The sequence below is a fragment of the Nostoc spongiaeforme FACHB-130 genome, from assembly GCF_014698475.1.
GTDB classification, from domain to species: Bacteria; Cyanobacteriota; Cyanobacteriia; order Cyanobacteriales; family Nostocaceae; genus Nostoc_B; species Nostoc_B spongiaeforme.
In genome coordinates this window covers 1-21764 of the sequence record NZ_JACJTB010000071.1, presented here as the reverse complement: position 1 = coordinate 21764, position 21764 = coordinate 1, and the positions used below count along the sequence as shown (strand labels likewise).

General features: G+C 38.3%; 16 protein-coding genes and 4 pseudogenes. 13 read left to right on the top strand and 7 right to left on the bottom strand.

Going from position 1 to position 21764, the window contains the following annotated elements; all coding sequences use genetic code 11:
* Positions 1 to 159: 159 nt before the first annotated feature.
* Positions 160 to 333 carry a hypothetical protein gene (locus H6G74_RS29220; RefSeq protein ID WP_242051382.1) on the top strand — a complete coding sequence of 58 codons (174 nt, stop codon included), beginning with the start codon at positions 160 to 162 and terminating at the stop codon, positions 331 to 333.
* On the opposite strand, the gene dpdG is transcribed toward H6G74_RS29220, so the two are convergent.
* Positions 320 to 1039: a protein DpdG gene (dpdG, locus tag H6G74_RS29215; RefSeq protein ID WP_190971067.1), complete on the bottom strand. Its 720-nt coding sequence runs from the start codon at positions 1037 to 1039 to the stop codon at positions 320 to 322. The genes H6G74_RS29220 and dpdG overlap by 14 nt on opposite strands.
* Positions 1036 to 2853, bottom strand: a complete 1818-nt coding sequence (dpdF, locus tag H6G74_RS29210; RefSeq protein ID WP_313888526.1) for a protein DpdF — start codon at positions 2851 to 2853, stop codon at positions 1036 to 1038. The genes dpdG and dpdF overlap by 4 nt, the downstream gene beginning before the upstream one ends.
* Positions 2854 to 3125: 272 nt before the next feature.
* Between dpdF and H6G74_RS29205 the strand changes: the two are divergent.
* The 3 genes and pseudogenes from H6G74_RS29205 to H6G74_RS29195 all read left to right on the top strand — a co-directional run.
* A pseudogene (locus H6G74_RS29205) lies at positions 3126 to 3491 on the top strand (transposase); the annotation flags it as partial.
* Between the two features lie 132 nt (positions 3492 to 3623).
* Entirely contained in the window at positions 3624 to 4682 is a 1059-nt protein-coding gene (locus tag H6G74_RS29200; RefSeq protein WP_190971064.1) for an IS701 family transposase, read from the top strand.
* A 45-nt stretch (positions 4683 to 4727) separates the two neighbouring features.
* Positions 4728 to 4994 carry a recombinase family protein gene (locus tag H6G74_RS29195; protein ID WP_190971063.1) on the top strand — a complete coding sequence of 89 codons (267 nt, stop codon included), beginning with the start codon at positions 4728 to 4730 and terminating at the stop codon, positions 4992 to 4994.
* Positions 4995 to 5015: 21 nt separating this feature from the next.
* Here H6G74_RS29195 and H6G74_RS29190 read toward each other — a convergent pair.
* Positions 5016 to 5649, bottom strand: a pseudogene (locus H6G74_RS29190) (hypothetical protein).
* Positions 5650 to 6213: 564 nt separating this feature from the next.
* Between H6G74_RS29190 and H6G74_RS29185 the strand changes: the two are divergent.
* On the top strand, positions 6214 to 6417 hold the full coding sequence (locus H6G74_RS29185) for a hypothetical protein (RefSeq protein ID WP_190971062.1): 204 nt from the start codon (positions 6214 to 6216) through the stop codon (positions 6415 to 6417).
* Between the two features lie 150 nt (positions 6418 to 6567).
* Here the strand turns inward: H6G74_RS29185 and H6G74_RS29180 are convergent, their stop codons facing one another.
* The 3 genes and pseudogenes from H6G74_RS29180 to H6G74_RS29170 all read right to left on the bottom strand — a co-directional run bounded on the left by H6G74_RS29180 (position 6568) and on the right by H6G74_RS29170 (position 9000).
* A complete protein-coding gene (locus H6G74_RS29180) occupies positions 6568 to 6822 on the bottom strand; it encodes a hypothetical protein (RefSeq protein WP_190971061.1) in 255 nt (84 codons plus the stop codon).
* 656 nt (positions 6823 to 7478) lie between these two features.
* A complete protein-coding gene (locus H6G74_RS29175) occupies positions 7479 to 7871 on the bottom strand; it encodes a hypothetical protein (RefSeq protein WP_242051381.1) in 393 nt (130 codons plus the stop codon).
* A 115-nt stretch (positions 7872 to 7986) separates the two neighbouring features.
* A pseudogene (locus H6G74_RS29170) lies at positions 7987 to 9000 on the bottom strand (IS701 family transposase).
* Positions 9001 to 9338: 338 nt separating this feature from the next.
* On the opposite strand from H6G74_RS29170, the gene dpdH reads away from it, so the two are divergent.
* From dpdH to dpdK, 8 genes are all read left to right on the top strand, one after another.
* On the top strand, positions 9339 to 12515 hold the full coding sequence (gene dpdH / locus H6G74_RS29165) for a protein DpdH (RefSeq protein WP_190971060.1): 3177 nt from the start codon (positions 9339 to 9341) through the stop codon (positions 12513 to 12515).
* Complete coding sequence (locus H6G74_RS29160; protein WP_190971059.1) at positions 12506 to 13210, top strand: hypothetical protein; 705 nt, start codon at positions 12506 to 12508, stop codon at positions 13208 to 13210. The genes dpdH and H6G74_RS29160 overlap by 10 nt, the downstream gene beginning before the upstream one ends.
* A 23-nt stretch (positions 13211 to 13233) precedes the next feature.
* Positions 13234 to 15336, top strand: coding sequence for a protein DpdJ (dpdJ, locus tag H6G74_RS29155; RefSeq protein WP_190971058.1), 2103 nt, complete (start codon positions 13234 to 13236; stop codon positions 15334 to 15336).
* Positions 15306 to 16844, top strand: a complete 1539-nt coding sequence (locus tag H6G74_RS29150; protein WP_190971057.1) for a hypothetical protein — start codon at positions 15306 to 15308, stop codon at positions 16842 to 16844. The genes dpdJ and H6G74_RS29150 overlap by 31 nt, the downstream gene beginning before the upstream one ends.
* Before the next feature lie 127 nt (positions 16845 to 16971).
* Entirely contained in the window at positions 16972 to 17445 is a 474-nt protein-coding gene (locus H6G74_RS29145) for a MerR family transcriptional regulator (protein ID WP_190971056.1), read from the top strand.
* 37 nt (positions 17446 to 17482) lie between these two features.
* Entirely contained in the window at positions 17483 to 20509 is a 3027-nt protein-coding gene (locus H6G74_RS29140; protein WP_190971055.1) for an HsdM family class I SAM-dependent methyltransferase, read from the top strand.
* 3 nt (positions 20510 to 20512) lie between these two features.
* Positions 20513 to 21169, top strand: a complete 657-nt coding sequence (locus H6G74_RS29135; RefSeq protein WP_190971054.1) for a hypothetical protein — start codon at positions 20513 to 20515, stop codon at positions 21167 to 21169.
* 40 nt (positions 21170 to 21209) lie between these two features.
* Positions 21210 to 21671, top strand: a complete 462-nt coding sequence (gene dpdK, locus H6G74_RS29130) for a phospholipase D-like domain-containing protein DpdK (RefSeq protein ID WP_190971053.1) — start codon at positions 21210 to 21212, stop codon at positions 21669 to 21671.
* Here dpdK and H6G74_RS29125 read toward each other — a convergent pair.
* Positions 21664 to 21764 (bottom strand): annotated as a pseudogene (locus H6G74_RS29125) (IS5/IS1182 family transposase); the annotation flags it as partial. The gene dpdK and the pseudogene H6G74_RS29125 overlap by 8 nt on opposite strands.

The window sequence follows — 21764 nt, the reverse complement described above, 5'->3', positions numbered from 1 at the left end:
ATATTAGCTCAATTATCTTCTGAATTAGTATCCTCTTTGACCAGTTATGATTTCATCCTTGAAGCTCTTTTCCATCAAGCTTTATTCTATGCAGGTTCATAGAGAATTGGTATTACCCCAATCACCTCAGTTCCACCTTCAGTTACCCCTCAATTTGACTTGGGAGAATTATGGGAAAAATACACTGAGTTTAAAAAACCACAAATTAGCCTTTCGACTTACGCTGTTGATTATCGAAAGTACCGCAATCACATCGCTAATTTACCAACTAAAAATTTGGATGATGCGATCGCAATTCGAGACTATTTGGTACAAAATCTCAGAGATAATTAGGTAAACGGCGGTCAATTTTTGCTTCAACTTCTTCTCGAAACTTTCCTGTTTCAAACAAGGGACATATAGTTGCTAATTGTAAAATGAACTCTTTGATTAAAAGTTTCTTTTGTCCATCAAATAACCGTTGGAGATTTCGTTTTATGTAAGCTGTAGGGTCAGGAACAGTTACAGATTTTCCCCCTAATGCATGGTGCCAAGCAAAACCTAAGTAGCACATCCAGTCATCCATTTGAATAAAGAGGCGATCGCTCGACATTTTCAATAAATCACCAACTTTCTGTTCGCTAACTTTCTGTTCTATTTCTTTCCAAGTTCCAGGAGCATCATAAATATCTTGCGCTAAATACCAAGCACAAACTCGACCAAAGTCTTCTTCATCTTCGTTACCAGAGGTAAAAAATAGATAACTTAGTGTATCCGGTAATAGCTTGTCACCTAGTCGAGGATTCCTTGCATCCTCTGGTAAGTTTGGATTAATAGCAATTTCTTTATCTTCCTCAACTAATAAACCGCATTTGATGCTTTCTCTCAGTGCCGCATTGAACATCGGACGTGGAGTGCTTTTATCTTCAACTAATTTATCGGGAGAGAGTCTACGTTCTAGTACTTCTATATTTTCTTTTTGTCCCTTAGTCTGGAGTAAATATCTAAAGATTCCTCGCATTCTGCTAGGGTGAGCTAAAGCTGTTTTTACAACACTCATACACCAATCTCCGTACAGAAGGGGTCAAATTTAAACTGCCGTCCTGAAAAAATATCAATCAGCCGTCGGTCAGTTCTGTTGGGGTCGGGTGTATCTCTAGGCAGTAAAATAACGCGTGGAGCCTGAGACATACTATTTTTTGATAAATAATTGTGAGGTAATTTTTCTGCTTCAGGATGAAAAATAAGGGTAGGAATATGTGGCATTTTTATTGGTTGATAGGTTTCCCATAAAAATATGAAAGAATTGGGTATTCTGTTTACTTCCTTAATCAATGCTTCCTGTAACTCACTAGGGATAATAATATTCCTCATACCTTGTTCGACAAACCATTTCAACACTTTATTTATGCGGCGCTTCCTACTTTTATCTTCTAAGGATTTATAAAAAATAAGCATTAAGTTATCGACCAAAAACAAGCGTTGCAGTTCTTCACCGACAAAAAATTTTGGTTTTTGCCACACAAGGCTTGGGCTTGGTTCAGGCATAATTCCTCGAAAAGGTGTAATTCTATTTCTTCTACAAACAGGACAACCCCCACAAGCGCGAGAAACTATAACCGGATTTCTGGTTTCTAGAGTTTGACGGGAGGGAATGCTATACGCCTCCGCAAATATTTCTGAAATACAACGTTTAGCGTTTAAAGCTTCTTTCATCAATTGCAGGTTTTTATAACTCCAGCTTTGGCGTTTCTGGCGCACTGGTTCAACTTCAGATTCCCAAGTGAATTTTTCTAAATGAAACTCATTACAAATACGAATAATGCGAGAATTGCGGTACGCATCCCAAGCTGCTTGATAAGCTGCTTCAGTTTCTGATTCAAAGTTTTTCTTCTGGGGAGGTTCTACTGAGTCAATTTCAATTAGATTTGCTCGGTTCATCAGCGTCAAAGTGCGGATATTCCAAGCCCTGTTTTGGTCACTTTGCATATCAATATCTTTTTCTAGCAAAGACGGAGGATTATCAATAGATACGCGATATCTACCGTTTTTTAAAGCTTCTTTCTTTGCAAACATACTTTGCCAACGCTGCAATCCTCTCTCGATAGTAATTGTCGATTTTTCGTTTAAACCATGAGCAATGTTGAAGTCTTCCGTTGTATATAATGTGAGCGATATTGAGGCTTTACCATCTCTTCCTCCCCGTCCGACTTCTTGATAGAAACGGTCAATGGTTTCGGGAATACAAACGTGAATTACTGCTCTGACATCTGCTTGGTCTATACCTAATCCAAAGGCAGAAGTAGCAACAACTATATCAATCTTTTCTTCCCGCCATTTTTCAATTAATTGCTCCCGTTCCTGAGTAGTAGATTTACCTGTCATCAGGTCACATCTTTTAAATCCAGCGTTGGTTAATTCCCGTTGCCAATTTTTGACAGCTTTAACTTCAGTTTCATAAATAATTAACGGGCGAGGAAGATGATAAACTGCCTCAAGCAACCTTTGTTTTCTAACTTCTTCACTGGAACATTTGTTAAACCAATAAGCAGGTTCTGGTCGCAATTGTACAGCAGATATAACTTGTAAATCTTGACCAAATAATGTTTCCAGGGTGTCTAAACAGGATTCGGTTAATGTGGCTGTTAATAATAAAGTTGTGAAAGAACTATGCCGCAATAAATCTCTTCGCAAACCAGGAATTTCTTGAAAGGCGGTACGAAAATTATCACCCCATTGCTCTACCATGTGCGCTTCATCGATTATAAAATACCTCAACATACCCAATTTGGCAGCCTCATAGAGAGAAGATGCTAGAGAACCCATTAAACTTTCAGGAGAGGTAAAAATTATCCTTTGGGTTCCTGCGCCAATGCGATCGCAGGATATCCACCCCCTCCATTAGCCGTAGATGTTGCAGCCCTGTATACATCTGGCCAGACGGACAGGAGAATTCTAAAAGTGATTGGTGCGTTCTCTTAATCTCTCTGTGTCTTTAAAATCTTCTATTGTTAGCTGATTTGTTGGGTTATGAAGCTTTTTTCCAGTACAAGATGTAATAATTAGTGTACGAAGGCGTGAAATTGTGCTAGTTGAAACCAAGGTTTTTGTTGGAATAGATTTAGTCATCTTCTTTTTGCTACAAGCTAGTGATGCTCTCAACATGGAATGGAATTCCCATCTGTTATGATATAGTGCCTGCTAATACCGATGAGAGAATTGCTGCTGATGGTGTTTTAGCGACAGTTAATCATAGCAATATTTACGCAGACAAGGGATTTATTTCGGCTGATTGGCAGGCGGCGATCGCTTGTCGCACGGGTAATCTCATCTGGACACTCACTCGTGATAACCAGCATCTTCAACATTCTCATGGCTTGAAGCGTTTTATTAGTCGTGTTCGTCAGCGCGTCGAAGGTGTTTTTCATGAAATTCAAAATACCGGACGTAATCCCGAACGCTTACTCAACCAGGACTTACGCAACTGGCACAGAGCGATCGCTAGTTTATAGTATTTATGTACTATATCAAATTGGCGTACTCAGAGGGCATTGCTGAAATTAGTCACACTAATCAGCTATGTTAACTATTGTTCAAATCATGAGAAAATTAGTTGAGGATTCATAAAATAAATCCACTCGTTTATGCGATTTACTAAACTTAACTATTGTCAATACTTGTTAAGTAGTCAGATTAATTATACTCTCACAAATTTAGCAGAGCATTTAGAGCAGATTAGTCATGATAAAATTAATCGCTATCTTAAGGATGAAAAACTAACACCACGTTTGCTTTGGGAGAATTTTAAAGATATCATCCAAGTAAGTGATAACGCATATCTCGTTTTTGATGATACAGTAATTGATAAACGATATGCCAAAGAAATAGAAATAACTAAACGCCAATATAGTGGCAACGAGCATCGAGTTATCCAATGCATTGGGCTAATAAATTGTATATATGTCAATCATGAGGTCGGAAAATTTTGGGTGGTTGACTATCGTATTTATGACCCAGAAAGAGATGGAAAAACAAAAATAGTCCATGTTACAAAAATGCTGCAAAACCTTGTCTATCATAAGGCTTTGCCATTTCAATCAGTCTTAATGGACACTTGGTATGCGACAAATAAATTGATGTTATATATTGATAGTTTAGAGAAATATTATTATTGTCCTCTAAAACGTAATCGACTTGTTGATGATACGGGTAAGCAAGAAGATTATAAAAAAATTGAGTTGTTATCTTGGAGTGATGAGGAGTTAAAATCAGGTAAAATAGTGAAAATTAAGAAGTTTTCAGCCGTCAAAAAAGTGAAACTATTCCGGGTAACTGTTTCTACAGACAGAACGGATTTTATCGCTACGAACGATTTATCTCAAGATTCTACGGACGTTGTACAACAAGTGTCTAAGGTTCGATGGAAAGTTGAGGAGCCAGCGCGTTGCGGGGGTTACCCCCGTTGTAGCGACTGGCGTGAGTTTTATAGAGAATTAAAGCAATTGACTGGTATTGAATCATGTCAATGCCGTAAAGGTCGTATTCAAAGAAATCTTATTGCCTGCGCTATTTTAGTTTGGCTTAGGCTCAAAGATTTAGCTTATCAAACTCGTCAAACAATCTATCAAATAAAGCATGGCTTGTTATCAAATTATTTAGTTGAGCAACTAAAACGTCCGGCTGTTTCCATGTTGATTCCATAGTTGTTTGGTGCGAGGTGTAGCCAGCCGTGCCATTGCTTGTGACAGTTGCGTAAGTTCTGTCAAGAATTAATCCGGCTTGTGGAAGCGGGAAAAGTTAGGAAAGTCATTATTACTCGAATAGATCGCATTACACGCTCTTTACCTACCCTGAGAAAAATTGTTGACATCCTTCAGAAATATGATGTCAACTTGGTGATTCTCGACCAAAAATTAGATTTGAGTACACCACAGGGTAAACTCATGCTGAATATGTTAGGTCTACTGGCTGAATGGGAAGTAGATTTATCCCTCTTCTGTCACTTTCCGAGATAAGCAAGTAGTTCAGGAGCTAAATCATCCAGAAGCATAAGAGGGTTTAAATTGATTCATTGAAGCAATTAAATGATTGAATCCCAATAATAAATGTGAATTAGGGAAAATACTTAACCAGGGATAAATTAACCAAAATAGTAAAAGTGGTTGGATAATGAGACGGAGATTATTTAAAGTATTCTTCCATCCAGATTCGTGGTTCCATTGTGGATGATTAGAAAAATCAACATCCTTATTTTCTTGTGTCTCAGGCTCAAATTGACAAGATTGATTTAAACCTAAGAAGGCTGGAGAATTTAAACTAATCATCGTATAAACACTAAAAATAATCTCCCACCATCTCTCAATATGTTGAAAATTAGTGAAACGGTAATCTGTCCAGCCTAGTTCCTGCTTACACTGTCGAAACCCATATTCTACCCAGGTTCTTAATCCATATAAATCGCCTAAAGTCTTCTTCAAATTCCCTCGCTATTTCTGGTAACGATTTTCTTTTTATCGTTGATATTATCCCCACGTGTAAATATTTGAAGCACTCATAATTCCTTACTTCTTTAAACAGGTCTTTATACTCTGCACAATATTCATCTATGATGCCAACTGTTGGATGAGGATCTCTTGCCAAATGTTTCAGGATTTGTAACTCTACATCCATTGTCCCACTTACCTTTCACGGTTTTCTTTTTTTATTCTTTATATTCAGAATACCCGGAAAGTGACAGAAGAGGGATACTTTCAGAGCGGATAAAACGCGGTAAAGAACACCAACGAAAACAAGGAGCAGTTTCCGGGATTTAACCCTGGTGCGGAAGAACTCAAGGCAGATTTAAAACGCCAAATTGAAGAGGAAACCAATTTCTTTCAATCACAACGCCTTGAGGACAGGACTGTTGAGGAAATTATTCGAGTAGGGAACAACTTGGGTGTTTGGAGAACGCTGTCGAATAATGAGAAGGTTCAGATATACCGCCGCATTGTACACAGGATTTTTCTTTGTAATGGCCAAGTTGAATCCATTGTGTTTAAAAACTCTCCTGCTGTAAAACCGGAGAATTAAGATGAATGCGATTGAACTTCTGCGGCTGAAACAGTTGAGGTTTCAAGTTGCTTCACAACTGGTTTTGAAGGAGTGGCCACCTAAAGATTTAAGTAAATCTAAGTGTCCTAAGTGCTACTCTCTAGGATTTATAACTCCCCACCAGAGTCAGGATAACCGTGTTTGTTATTGTATCCGGACTATTACTTTAAGGAAATTATTGCCACTCCCATCTGTCAGTGTACTGTTCCTGGCGATGACAAAGTATGTTGTGGTTGTCCAAAATTTGAGCAATTTATGGAACTTGTTGACCAACGACTTTTGGAACTGGAACAACTAAGTGTTGCAGAGCTACAGGATTTGTTATCTCTTAAACCTTTACCATAAAATCACTCATAGACTTTATTGGAGTGCAGTAATACTTTGGAGTTTATCTTTACTGCGATCGCACACAAGTCTAAAGCACACAAAATATTTAGCTAAAAAATTATGACCCCTACAGGGGTCATAATTTTTAATTGCACGAAGTAACAGTTTTTATTGCACCACAATAGGTCTATTTAAAATACTCATGACTTCGCCTGGATTAGGGCTAGGTAGTAAAGGACTCCAATCGCCTACATTTGCGTAGCCAATAACCTGTAAGTAGTGAATTGTGCTAGTAACGGCTTTAGAAGAACCAATCAACAGATGTTTAAGTGGTTCTTTACCTTGTAAAGTTTGAACCTCGCTTGGATTATTGTTTGCTGCATTCGATTCTTCGAGGCTAGATAAAAAGCTTTGGGTAATCATAATTCACCTATTTGAGGTGGGAATAGCTATGACACACCATAAAACCCAAGTTGTCACTCTGACAACTTAATAATGCACTGATGACAACTAATTATTACAGTTTGTGTTATAAATAATGCACAGGTGACAACTTATAGAGCTATCATAACGAAAATTAGCGATCACAAAAATTAGCGATCGCACTCCAGACGTAGCAATCTTACTGTTCAGTCAGAGCCGTTTAATAGCTTATAATCCAATACAGTTAAGTCTTTCTTTTCTCTGCGTTCTTCGCGTTCTAACCTGCGACAAGCCGTTTCCCATCTAATACGGTTAGAGCCTGTAAAGAAATAACTTTTACAATTTTTTCTCTAGAACACTTACTAAAAAAGCATTTCTAATTAAAAAGAGGGAAGGTCGTTATTTGACAAGCTCTTAGTTAAAAAATTTGTCCGTGTAAATAGTTTGAACCTTAAGTGATATCATGCCCGGCTAATTAGTTATAATTCCCGCATCTATGCAGAAAACCCAAAAACTTCTCCTCTGCTCCCCCTGCGGTATTCATGATAAGTCTTGAACCGGACATGATATTAACCGTATTGGATAAAAGGTTATAGCAATGATTTCTCAGTTTTAGCCCAGGCCATCAATGTGACGGTTGTTATAATTCAACAAATTTATAACTTTGGCACCTGTAAATTACGTTTATTACCTGCGTAATGCTTGTAAATAATTTCCGGAGAGTTGCCAACCCACCTTCCTACATCCTTCGCATCAATATCAGCTTCCAGACAAAGAGTGATAAAAGTATGCCTACATTGGTAAGGTTTACGATATTCGCTGACTAAACCCTGCTTTACAAGTTGAGTCACGATTCCATCTATATGTGTACCACGATGATTTTTATAACCTTTCCAAGCATGATTTAGAAAATCTCCAAAGTCTACTATGCCGCCTTTTTTGCTTCTAAAGATAAAGTCATCTGGATTACAATTTTCTGGTTTGATTGAGTCTAAAATTTCACGTTGCTGACTGTTAATTGGAAAACGTCTTTGGCTTTGGGTCTTCAATCCATCTTTGAGGGCTAGTCCTTTAGTACTGATTGTAATTGCTTGCTCAAAGGTAATTAGGACTTACGCAACTGGCACAAGCAATGGTGCGCTTTTCGCACCGAGCGCCCAAAAACTACACAGAAGACATAGCAATATCTGGACGTTTTAGTTGCTCAATTAAATAATTAGAAAGCAGATTGTGCTTGAGCTTGTAAATAGTTTGACCTGTTTGATAAGCTAAATTTTTCAGTCTTAGCCAAACTAACATAGCGCAAGCAATATGATTTCTTTGAAGACGGGCTTTACGGCATTGACATGATTCAATGCCAGTTAGTTGTTTTATTTCTCTATGAAATTCCTCTATTTTCTAACGGATGTTACACACCTTTTGTGTAACATCAGTAGAACTTTGAGATAAATCGTTGGTTGCGACATAATCCGTTCTATCGGTAGAGATAGTAACCCGGAAAAGTTTCACTTTTTTCTCAGATGGGAATCCTTTAATTTTTATTATTTTACCACATTCTAAATCTTGATTACTCCATTCTAAAGATTCAATATTTTTATATTTTTCTTTACCAAAACTATCATCCACTAAACGATTAGTCTTTAAAGGACAATAATAAACTTTATCTAGACTATCGATATAAAGCATTAAATTATTGACCGCATACCAAGTATCCATTAAAACTGTATCGAAAGGTAGAATCTTTTGATATACAAGCCCTTGCAGCATATTTTTCACATGGTCAATCTTGGTTAAACCATCATTGTCTGGATTAAAAATACGATAATCTATTACCCAAAACTTGAGAGTTTTAGGATTAACATATATGCAACTTACTATTCCTATCCCTCTAACAACGCCATGTTCATTACCACTATACTGCCTGCGTACTATTTCTATTTCCTCAGAAAATCTTTTATCTAAAACTGTATCATCAAATATAATATAAGCATCCTCGTCAGTGACTATTAAATCTTTGACATTATCCCAAAGTAAACGAGGAGTTAATTTTTCATTTTTTAAATAATAATTGATTTTATCATGACTAATATTTTCCAAATGTTCTGCTAGATTAGTCATTGTATAGTTAATTTGGCTGCTAAGTAAATATTGACAATAATTAAGTTTAGTAAATTTCATGACTAACCAACTTTATGATGCACTTTCTCTCAATTTTGTCAGAAAATTTTAACAACAAGATACATCATTAATTATTGTTAGTAATTCTAGTAAAGCCAATCAAACACATTCTCGCTAATTAATACTTGTGTACTACTGGCTAGCGATCGCACTGTGCCAGTTGCGTAAGTCCTGTATCTTTCTACAGGCACAGCCTTTGCTCTATTTCGTCTTCAGGAGGAAGGTTATATCAAACTGGAGAGAAAATCAGATGCAGACCTAATGCTTTTACCCAAGATAAACAACCAAGTTGATGATGATGGACGTAAATCTCACATTACCTGGCAAGGAGAGCAAACATGACTTTTGAAAAGTTTGTCTGCTGGAATTTAGAGAATGTACGTCGCATCATGGATGTGGAAGCAACCCAGCCCCCAAATCATTTATTTCTGGCGACGCATCACCCAGTTGCAATGTATCGTCAAGAACTTATTCTGATCAAAGAATCTGATACGTCACGGGTTAAATATGATGAAGAACAATTACTAACAGATTTTCTTGCAGAAAATGACTTTGCTTTTGTTCCAGTTTTAGGTGGTTCTGGAACAGGAAAATCTCACTTAATTCGTTGGTTAGAAGCTAATATAAAATCTACCGATAGACGTAAGGTATTACTAATCCCTAAAATTGGAACTAACTTAAAAGATATTATTAGCCTCATTCTTGAAGGAATAGAGGGAGAAAAATTTGATGAATATCGCCAACGGGTAAATAGAGCAACCAGTACTTTAACAGAAACCCAAGCACGGGTACAACTTCTCAATCAATTAGCAGCAGCAGTTGGTGATACCGGTAAACGAGATAGAAGCCAGCTCACAGATGAGCAAGAATATATTGTTAATGAACTAGATTCTCTACTATACGACCCATTTTTCCGCGAACATTGGTTAAAAGATGGCGGTATTATTCATTGCTTAGTTATCCACATTTTAGGATATCACGATCGAGTCGAAATTGTCGAAGAAAGACGGCAATTTTGTTTAGAAGATTTACCACTTGATGTTTTGAACTTGCAAAAAGCAGGAAAACAAGCTCAAGATTTTTATGCCTTCCTTATAGGTAATGACAATATTCAAAAAGCTACCGTAGATTGGCTGAATCAGCACTTAGATGAAGCTATCACTCAAGTGTTAAATTTGGGGCGAGAAGACCTACTTAGATTAATGCGCGAAGTTCGAGAATCTTTGGCAGAACAAAATGTTGAATTAGTTTTGTTAATTGAAGATTTTGCAAAATTACAGGGTATAGACCGAGAAGTATTAGAAGCGGTTTTAGCAAGACCTCAACAACCAGGAAGTAAACCGCTATGTGCTATACGAACAGCATTAGCCTGTACAATAGGCTACTTTGAAGGGTTAATTAAGACATTTGATACAGTACAACAGCGTGTTACCTTTAGTATCTATCTTGATGTTGGTACGGTTAGCAACCACTCTTTAATTACTCAAGCTGATATTCAAGAATTTGTTTCTAGGTATCTTAATGCGGTTCGTTTAGAAGATAAAGTAATTCTCGATTGGGCAAATAATAACAATCAGGAAGAAGGTTTTCAAGGCGAACCTCTGAAGATTGCCTGTAGTGACTGCGAACACCGCGAAGCTTGTCATGCAGGCTTTGGAAGTATAAATGACATAGGTTTATATCCGTTTACTCCCAAAGCTTTAGAGCAGATGCTTATTAGAGTCAGTACCGACAATTTTAACCCTCGAATTTTAATTAAAGATGTATTGAAATACGTACTAGAAAATGGAATTAATGATATTAAAAAAGGGAGTTTTCCATCTGTCAGCTTGCGAGACCATTTTGGTAAAAAGCGATTGGAAGCTTTAGTTCAAGAAGATATTAAAATTCACGATTACCAAAACTTTGAGCGTCGTGAGATACTCATAGATTTATGGACTGATAGCGATAAACTATGTAATCTACCTATTGAAGTTCACACGGCTTTTAATTTACCTCCGCTTGCTCAAATTCAGACGCAAGTAGATACAAGAGTTGTCATCAAACCTGGAATTGAGCAGAAAAAACCGCAAGTCAAAGATTCTAGTTCAGAATACAAAACAGAGCCTGAGATTGTAATAGGTAATCAAGAAAAAGCCATTCCTGATAAACTGGCAGAACAAATCATACTGTTAAACAATTGGAATAATCAAGGAGATTTACCTCAAGATTTAGGAAAACCACTACGCGAATTTATTTATCCTGCAATTCTGGAAAGAATTAATTGGGATGCAGAAATGTTACTTCAGGGAACTTTCGCCAGAACACCCGGTTCGCGGGAAGATGTTGACAGGGGTAATAAAATTTTTAAGCAAAAAAATGTTGTTTTTTATAGCCGTAGGGTAACAAGGGAAACTATTTCTGGCGTTAAATTATCACTTCCGCTTAACCCTGATGACGCGGATGAGTTTCGTACAACTGCGATCACCTTTCAAGGTATCCTGTTATACAGTCACCACAAAAACTGGAAGTTTAAAGACGGCGATCGCTATTTCCGCACCTATACTCGACAATTAGAAAAATGGAGTCAGTACGTCTTAGAACAAATTAGCCTCTACCCTCGTGAGTCAGGAGAACCTTGGAACCCAGTACCAGCAGCAGTGGAATTATTGGCGATAACCTCCACAATGGCGGGACATTCTACAAATTCCTTGGAAGATGTAATTAATTCTTTGTTTTTAGACATAGAAAATACTAAAGATGAAATTCGTGCTTCCAGTTGGAAACAGTTATTTAAATCCCTCAAAAAATATCGTAAAGAATTATTAGAAATTGTTCAGAGTCGAATTGCTTGTACCAAAGGAAGCTCAACACAATTTCAAATTATTGATGCAATCCAAATTATCGAACCTTTAGAGAAGGTGATAAAAACTTGGCAACCTCGATGTGAAATTCCCGAAGATATACAGGATCACAAATTTTACGAAGATATCTACAAAGCACGTCAGCAAGTAGATGAGTTACTCAATCAAGCCATTCAAGAAGAGTACGAACGGCAGTTAGATATTTATCAGCGTCTCATATCAGAATTGGGAGAAGACATTAAGAAAAAGGATGTGATTGACACACTCAAAGCTGCAATGGAAGCAGCACAAGATGCAGGCGTATTTCGTGCTAAGAAGGGATTTGAAGGGATGACTACTGTGTTAGATAAATTCAGGCGTACAGCAATTAACCCTTACAGAGACACCATGAAACGTGTACAAACTGAGAAAGAAAATCCAGAAACTAACATTGGTAAATTACTTCAAGAATTAAGCAAAGATTATCAAGAAATAATCACTGATTCTTCAGAATTCCTCGATAACACTAATAATTTTCTAGATGCTTCGATTCTTGAAGCCAAAAGTCGAATTGCAGAATTAGAAAAATCTGAAGGTGCAACAGTAGAGTCTAGTTACCAAGAAATTTGTGAGGGGTTAGCTAATTTACGAAATCTCATGAATGAAATTAAAGGAGATACAAAATGCTCTTAGACAAAGCCCAGGAACTTATTGAAGTATCTCAGCGTAAAAAATCTTTACAAAATTTTGCAGCTAATCTTCAAATTATTCAAACTAGAAGAACTCAGATTAATGTTGCAATTGCAACGATTCAACCACTAGTGGAAGCCTTAACAGCTTTTCGGCAAAGAGGTATTAACAATATCGATTTGAGTCAAAAAGCGGAGCTTATATTAAAATTTATTAAAAATATTGAAGATAATTTACAAAAAGACTCGGAGTTTATTCTTGATAATAAAAAGTTTCAAGGCAATATTTTAAAGTCCCAAGTTGATAATCTAAAAAATGCGCTAGAACAACAACTGAGCGAAGCATGGGAAAGCTACCGCGATCAACAAATGCCTAACACTAAAAATGAGATACTGACTTTATTAGCTAAGGTAGAAGCTTTTAAACAAACTGTTCTGCAAATTCAGATTATAGATAGAGAAATAAAAAGCATTACTTATCCGAAAAATAATGCTGATTTTGTAGTATATGAACGTAAAATTGAACAATTAAAGTATCATTGGAATAGCCTTAGTTCTGATGAAGTTCCCGAAACTGTATTGCATTTCCTGCGAGCAGCAGCCAATCAAGGCGCACCTTTAAATCTTTGGACTTCAGAAGTTAAAGATTGGATTGATCAACATGGTATTGCTGATTCTCTAAAAATTCGCTTGTTTTAAAATCAAGTAAGGGCAGAGTAAGGGTGACTACTAATTGGGATAAAATAATTAGAGAGTTTTTAGATAATTTGGAACGCCAAGAAGTCCAACTTTTGACGTGGGGAATTGTTGATGGTGGATTTTCTGAAGATGAAATTGTAGAACTTGCGGAAGATTTTCTAAATACTTGCGAAATTGATGAGGATGTTTGGGATTTTTTAGACCAAATCCTTGAACGGAAATTGTTGTTTGAATTGAATCTTAGAGGCGATCGCCTTTTCCGCACCCGGATGGCGGAAGCGGTGAGATTATTTGCCCGTCTCCGCCAACTGTTCCCGAATAATAATTGGCAAACATCTCCTACCTTAGTTGCTGATTATCGCTTACAAATCCGTCCGAGAATTTATCCTAACAGGTATATTACGCCAGAAGCAGTAATTGAGCAGTTGGCAGCAGACAAACTGCTAACTCCCATACAGCAAAAAGCCGTTACAGCGATACTGCTTTCTCGCGATCGCGGTGAGGTTCAACTTGCAGACTTCCAGCTACGCGCTACAAGGCGGATGTTGCAGGATTTAAACAGCACAAAAAGTCGCGGGATGATTGTCTGTGCTGGGACAGGAACCGGAAAGACTTTATCTTTTTACTTACCTGCGCTGGCGCATATTGCAACTTTGTTGAAAAAGGATGAGCATTGGAGTAAAGGACTAGCAATTTATCCCCGTAACGAACTCCTCAAAGACCAATTTTCTGAAACCTATCAAGAAGCACGTCGTCTCGATGCTGTCCTCAAGGCAGAAGGTAAACGTAAAATTCTCATTGGTGCATTTTTTGGCTTAACTCCCAGAAGCGCAACTTTGGATCGGGTACAGGATAAATGGAAAGCTGAAAGTGGTGGGTTTACTTGTCCTTATTTGCGGTGTCCCAGATGTGAAGGTGCGCTATCTTGGCTACGGGCTGATGTGGAAGCGGGTAAAGAAAAACTTTCTTGTCTCAACCCATCCTGCGGTGCTGTTATCCAAGAAGATGAAGTTATTCTGACACGCGATCGCATGGCGAAAACTCCCCCAGACCTGGTTTTTACCAGCACAGAAATGCTCAATCGGTCTATGGGAGACTCCCGTTACGGTCATGTATTTGGCATCGCCGCGGCGAAAAAGCCTCAGATCGTTTTGTTGGATGAGGTGCATACTTATACAGGTATCCACGGCGCACAAGTTGCTTACCTGTTGCGGCGTTGGCAGAAAATCATTAACAAGAAAGTCCAATTTACCGGACTTTCGGCAACCCTAGAAAGTGCGGCGGAATTTTTCAGTCAACTTACAGGCTTAAACCCTGGTTCAGTGGAAGAAATTTCTCCTGGTGAAGACCAAATTGCTGAAGGAATGGAGTATCAATTGGTTCTCAGGGGCGACCCCGTATCAGGGACAAGTCTTTTATCTACAAGCATCCAAACGGCGATGCTGCTGCGGCGTGTACTCGACCCATCTGAAGACCCCCCTAGCAAAGGTTTCTATGGTTCCCGTGTTTTCGCCTTCACTGATGACTTAGATGTTACCAATCGCTTATTCCACAACCTTTTGGATGCTGAAGGTCGAGACAGTTGGGGTCGTCCTTTGCGAGGACGACAGCCATTAGCAGCATTGCGATCGCATGGTGCAACTAATGGTAGAGAAAGGCTGATTGCCGCACAATCCTGGCTATTGTGTGAAGAAATCGGTCATGGTTTGGAACTACCTTTAAGTATTGGGCGCACCAGTTCCCAAGATACTGGAGTTACGCCAAATGCAGATGTAATTGTTGCTACTGCATCTCTAGAAGTGGGATTTAACGATCCAGAAGTTGGAGGTGTCATCCAGCACAAAGCACCGCGAGATATGGCATCTTTCTTGCAAAGGAAGGGACGGGCGGGACGACGCAGAACTATGCGACCTTGGACAGTGGTGGTGCTTTCTGATTACGGACGCGATCGCATTGCCTATCAAGGCTACGATATGCTGTTTAACCCAGTTTTAGAAAAGCGATCGCATCCCATGCGAACATCCGCTTCCAAAACGGTCAGGAACTTGATACAACAATTCGCTTCACCCAGAAACAGGATAGTAGTCCGGCGGCAGTGGGATTTGCCCAATCTGTTGACGGTCTAGTATTTCGTTTTCGGATTCCGCCTAATTTTACTATTAGTCCCAGCGATGCCAATCAAGAGAAGATTCGGGCGTTTCGCACGGCATATTTCCGCTATCGGGTATTGACAGATGACAGATTGTGTGATTCAATAAATGTCTTTCAACGGGAATGGCTTTATCAAATATATATATCAATGCTTACCGACCACGCATTGACAGCCCAAATCTCCCTACATGAAGCTTTTGAGGCGCTTTTGGGTGAAAATATAGGTCAAGAAATGGCAAGGGTTCTGGACAATATCTTCCAAACATTGAACGTTGAGGAAACCTTACTGGAAGAAGGGGAGTCTGCACCGGAACAAATTCAGGGACGGCAGAGGGTACATGATAGATTACTAGCACTTGGCAACGCAGACATCATCCAAACTATATTAAATGACCTGGCACCGATTCTCTGGTCAGAACCTGATGAGGAGTGGCATTCTTGGGCAGCGTTACGTTTTAAAGCGACTTTGGGAGGGGCACTGCTGGATGCTTGCGGACAATTGTGTCCTCATTTTGATTTGGGCGACCTGATTTTAGATATCGATCCTGGCCCGCGTCCACCAGATGCACCTGCTATTTCTGAGGGACTAGAAGAAATTTGGATCACTGAATCTACGATTGGTGGCGGCGGGGCGATCGAGGAAATCTTGCGGCGTTATGCTGCTGACCCGGCGAATTTTTTCCGTTTGGCGGGGAGTGCATTGTCACCTGGGGATTTTGAGATTGTGGACTCCGAACTGACGCGGTTACTGGAGTTAACCCAAACTAGTGCAGATGTTGCCGATGCAATGGCAGATGTGCGGTTCGCCGCAGGATATGGTGAATTAAAACAAGCTAGCGATCGCCTCCGCAAAGTCCTGTCCTCTGAGGGGATTTTGGTAACGCATCCGGTGATGACTGCAATTAACGCAAGGGTTTTGCGTCCTGGAAGTACTCCAGAAACGGATAAACTGCTGCTGGATTTGATTCGTTTGTGGCATCAGGAAGAAGCGCGTTTAGGTATCGAAATTGATGCCAGGGTGTTTGCTCATGTTGCCAGCAACTATGACCAATTGGATCGGGCGTTGTTGCATCTTGGTTTAGTGCAGCCTAATCTCTATTGGCGGTTTCAAGTGATTTATGGGCTGTTGTGGGCGAGAGGAAATATTATTCGTTCTCGCGCCTTATCTTCCTATAATCCCTTTGCTGTGATTCCCGACGCAGATAGAGAAATTTTACTGGATGTTTTGCAAGTGGGTGATCGTACAGTTTGGTTGGATGAACCCGACTGGCGGGAACAGGTAGAGGATGCGTTTAAGCAAGGTGCTTCGGTTTCGCTGATAGCGCGTCCTGATGCGCGGGGCGATTTAAAGTCAGCGATTTTGAGTTTGGCTGTTGAACCAATGGAACTTGGGTTTTTGCAGGTTTACCCTTTGGTGGAGGCGGTGCAGAGGTATCCGCAGGGGTTTGGGGTGAGGCTACGAGTCAGGGAGACAGTGCAGTAAAATTAACAGTTTTTAAACAAAAATTTAAAAACATCTTGTTTTGGGGTATGTTTAAAACAAGTGTTTAAAAGTTAAACTAGTTTTTAAACAAAACATCGCTGTATTTCGATGGAGTACAAAACCTCTTATGGCTAGTGGATTTACTAGACAAGAAACCATCGCTTTAACTGGCATAAGCTCTGGCAGACTAAGCTACTTAGATAGAACTGGGTTGGTAGTGCCAGAAAAGTTTGGTAATCCTCAGCACCCTAAAGTCATTTATAAGTGGCAACAAATTCTAGAAATCAAAACTATTGAAAGATTAAGACAGAAGCTTTCATTGCAAGAAATTAGAAAAGTTTTACTTTTTTTACAGTCAAGAAATTATGAATATTCTTTTTTTAAACATCGTCTGGTTTTTGTTAATTCCCAACTTTATTTAATTGAAGATATGCAAGATTTTGGTTTGATGGTTTTAGAAACTTCTGGAAAAAATCAGGGGCAAGTTGTAATTAATGAAATTGGAACAATTGGAGATGTAATTACAGAATTAGCCAGAGAAGCAGAGAAACATCATGTTTTAGATTTTGATAAACGGACAGGAATAGTGTTGAAGGGGTAAAAGAAATACATATAAGAATCACAAGGAGCAACCAGTAATGAGTTCTAATAAAGCTGTAAATGAAATATACCAGCGAGTAATGGCACATACTGGCTTCTATCGTGATGGTGTGCCGACTACAGGAGTTACAGAAGCGGAAGATATTCGCAATAATAACCAGTATTTGGAAAAGCGCATTAAATATAGTGCTGTAATTGATACTGAACAAATTAACGCTACAGCAATCTATGAATTGTCTGGTTCACCTTGTATTTATTTTACTCAATTAAATGAACCTAACCCTAGAAAGTTAGCTAAACTACATAAACTGTCTTGGAATCATGGTTTAGCCCCAATGCTGTGGGTAATTACACCTGATGAAGTATTACTTTATAACTGTTATTCTAAACCCAAGCAACAAGATGAAAATGATCCAAATCGACATTTAATCGATAGATTTGAAACTACTGAAAGCGACTTGAATCAAATGAATCAATTCGCTAGTCGTCTGCAAATTGAATCAGGTAAGTTTTGGCAGTGGGAAAAAGCAAAGCAAATAGATCGTCAACAAAGAGTAGATTCAGTTCTTGTAAAAGATTTGAATGAGGCTGAAGAGAAATTAACAAAAGAAAAAAAATTAGACCGTCAATTTGCTCATGCTCTATTAATACGTTCTGTTTTTGTTGCTTATTTGCAAGATAGAGGTATTTTAAATCAAAACTTTTTTAATAATCGTTTTGGGGTAGATTCATTTAATGAACTGCTAAATAATAAACTTATAACTTATGATTTATTTGAATGGTTGCAAAGAATTTTTAATGGGGATTTATTTCCTATCTCTCCAGCAGAAAGAAGTGCTGTAAACACAAATCATCTTGAAGTTGTGCAAAGTTTAATAGGTGGTGTAGAAGAAATAGCCACAGGTCAACAACGTCTATGGCGGGCTTATGATTTCAAGGTCATACCTATAGAATTGATTAGTTCAATTTATGAAAGTTTTATTTATGCTACTGATTCCAAATCAGCAAAAGAAAATAGTACCCACTATACACCTATAAATTTAGTAGATTTGGTACTTTCTGAAGTATTTAAAGAACTTGATGGTAATGCTAAAATACTAGATTTAGCTTGTGGTTCAGGCGTGTTTCTAGTTGAATCTTTGCGGAGATTAGTCGTTAAGCGTTGGGCTAATGGAGAATCACCAACTCGCCATCTAATTCGTGAAACTCTTTACAATCAAATTTATGGTGTGGATATTAATCCAGAAGCAGTTCAGATTGCGGCTTTTAGTCTTTACCTTACTGCTTTGGAATTAGATTATGAATTAGAGCAACATCGTCAATTAACAGATGATTTAAAATTTCAAAAGCTAATAGGTAATAATTTATTCGCTACTGACGCATTTGATGAAAAAGCAGAATTTAATCAAATAGAACAATTTGCACATAAACAATTTAGCGCAATCGTTGGTAATCCTCCTTGGACAAAACCTAAATCAAATAAATCAGCAGAACAATATTGTCAGCGTAAGCGTCCTGATTCAGGTTATCCAGACGGATATCCTACAGCTTATGGTACGCCTCCAGACCAAGCATTTTTATGGCGTATTGGCGACTTTGCTAATGATAAAACTTGCATTGGTTTAATTTTGCATAGTAAGCCTTTTTTTAGCAATGACACAGCAGCTAAAAAAGCAAAAGAATCTCTCTTTATGAGGTTTAAACCGAAAGTTATCGTTAATTTATCTAAACTACGTAGAGAGCATATTTTTCCTAATTCTGAAGCTCCAGCAATGATTTTAATAGCAGAAGGTAAATATTCAGAACAGCGAGATACTTTTTATTTTGTATGTCCAGAACGTTCCATAGATTTCCGACGACATGGCATTGTTGAAATTGGAACAGAGCATATTAAAAAACTACCAGTTTTTAGCACAGCTTGTGACTCAGATATGCTGAAAGTTGCTACTTGGGGTAGTGCTAGAGATATACGTCTGCTCCAAAAATTGGAAAATTTTCCAAACATTGAACAAGTTGTAGGAAATCCACCTAAGAACGGATTTAAGTATGGACATCATCGTAAAGTTCCGCAAGAATTGATGGACAAAAAATGTCTAGCTTCTAGCAAAATGCCTAGATATCAAATTGATTTAAACGAACTAGACTTACCACCCGCAACAATGGAGTCACCAAGGGATTCGCAAATTTATAAAGCTCCATTGGTTATAATTTCACAAAGTATTGATGGGAATGAGGCATTTTCTGCTTTTAGTCAGGAAGATATTGTTTACACACAAAGGTATTCAGGTATTTCTTTTGCAAAAAATAAAGTCCACTTAGCTCACTACTTAAACGGTATTATAAATTCTTCAATAACCAGTTATTTTTTATTCTTAACAGCTTCTTCATGGGGTATTGAGCGCAAGGAAATAAAAACACAAGATTTAGAACGTCTTTGTGTTCCTAAACCAAATAAAGATAACGAAAGATTTATTAATCAAATTATTGAAATAGAAGGTAGATTGCGTGAATCTCCCAATAAATCTGTTGAGAGAGATTTAAAAAAACAACTTGATGAAGCTGTATTTAATCTCTACGTTTTAGAGGATCATGAACGTGTTTTAGTTGAAGATACTACGCAAATCACGATTGATTGGTATATGAATCGTGAGAAATCTACAGCACTAAGAAGTCCATTAGCTGCTGATTTAGAAGCCTATGCTATACAATTCATGAGTGTTATTAAACCCTTTCTTCAAACACTTAACGAAAGAAGTATAGTTGCTGAGATATTTAGTATTTCTAAAACCCCATTACAGGTGGTTAAATTTAGCATAGTACCATATCCAGGTCGTGAGCCAGTTATACAAACTATTCAGGCTGAGGATTTGGTGACTGTGCTGAAAAGCATTGCAAGACAACTACCGCCACAATTGGCTGACCGCGTTTTTACGCGCCGAAATGCCAGAATCTATATCGGTGAAAATTTGTATATTATTAAACCTGCTCAACTGCGTTACTGGACTCGTTCTGCTGGGTTGAATGATGCTGATACTGTTTTAGCTGAACATTTTAGGAATCGTTAAATTATGTTGCCATTGGATGATTCAGGTGCTGTTGGACAACCATCATTTATTAAACGAAAAGACATTATTGCCACAGTATTTGATATTATCCAAGCAGCTTGGATTCAAGTATGCCAAAAACCAGAAATTAATACTCAATGTGATGAAGATACTATTGCTGGAGCATTACATAATGAGATGTGGGCTGAAAAGGAACGCCGGGGTATACATGGGCCACCAAGAATTGAGCATGAAGCAGCAACAAGACGTTCTGATAAGAGCCTGAAGCCAGATGGTTTTATAGATTTTAAAATGATTTATTCATGGAATATTGAGGATTATTTTGGTCTAGAGTGCAAGAGAATAAGCAGTACAAAACCAGATAGAGATTTAGCAACAAAATACGTTTTAGAAGGCGTAAAAAGATTTGTTGTAGGTACTTACAGCATAGGTCATGATTATTCTGCGATGCTAGGTTTTGTGATTGATGGTAAGGTTCCTGAGTGTATTGATTTGATTTGCGATCGCCTGAATAAATATAAAGGTGATATATGTTTGAAAGAAGATTGGATTGTTGAGCCTGGTTTTGGAAAAACACCAAATTTATATCGTACTCGTCATCTTCAATACGGTCAAAAGGATTTAATGACGATTCTCCATTTATTTCTCATAGTTAATTAAATTTTTATCCTTAAGAATATCCTCAAATTTAATAAATTAAATGCCTTCCCGCTATATTCACTCCCGCCTAAGTTCCCGCCAAATCCCTGACTTACTCCAAACAATTTTTGTCGCCGAACTTATCACCCCTAGCCAATGCGTGTGGCTTGTTTCCCCGTGGATATCTGACATTCCCGTTATCGATAACACCGCCAACACCTTCCTATGCTTAGAACCCTCATGGAGTCGTTCCCGCATTCGCCTCTCCCAAGTCCTCGCCACTCTAGCCGAACGCGGAACGACTGTACACATTGCTACCCGTCCCGACTCTCACAACCACAGATTTATTGAACAAATCAAAGTCAAAACTGACTATCAAAACTTTCCCGTGCGATTTTACATTACCGAAGAACTTCATGCAAAAGGTATTCTGGGAGACGGGTATTATCTTGCTGGTTCGATGAACTTCACCTACAACGGTATTACAATCAATGAGGAAGTTGTAGGGCGTGTCATCAATTAAGCCAAATAATAGAAGCAACAAGATAAATTGCACCCAGAAAGTTGGTAGCGCGTTTATCATAGCGCGTCGCAATCCCTCGATATTGCTTGAGTT

Bases quoted from the DNA above. Each gene is read 5' to 3' on its own strand.
- H6G74_RS29200 (WP_190971064.1), top strand. From the start codon at position 3,624: ATGCGATTTACTAAACTTAACTATTGTCAATACTTGTTAAGTAGTCAG.
- H6G74_RS29140 (WP_190971055.1), top strand. From the start codon at position 17,483: ATGAGTTCTAATAAAGCTGTAAATGAAATATACCAGCGAGTAATGGCA.
- dpdH (WP_190971060.1), top strand. From the start codon at position 9,339: ATGACTTTTGAAAAGTTTGTCTGCTGGAATTTAGAGAATGTACGTCGC.
- H6G74_RS29135 (WP_190971054.1), top strand. From the start codon at position 20,513: ATGTTGCCATTGGATGATTCAGGTGCTGTTGGACAACCATCATTTATT.
- H6G74_RS29180 (WP_190971061.1), bottom strand. From the start codon at position 6,822: ATGATTACCCAAAGCTTTTTATCTAGCCTCGAAGAATCGAATGCAGCA.
- H6G74_RS29145 (WP_190971056.1), top strand. From the start codon at position 16,972: ATGGCTAGTGGATTTACTAGACAAGAAACCATCGCTTTAACTGGCATA.
- dpdK (WP_190971053.1), top strand. From the start codon at position 21,210: ATGCCTTCCCGCTATATTCACTCCCGCCTAAGTTCCCGCCAAATCCCT.
- dpdG (WP_190971067.1), bottom strand. From the start codon at position 1,039: ATGAGTGTTGTAAAAACAGCTTTAGCTCACCCTAGCAGAATGCGAGGA.
- H6G74_RS29160 (WP_190971059.1), top strand. From the start codon at position 12,506: ATGCTCTTAGACAAAGCCCAGGAACTTATTGAAGTATCTCAGCGTAAA.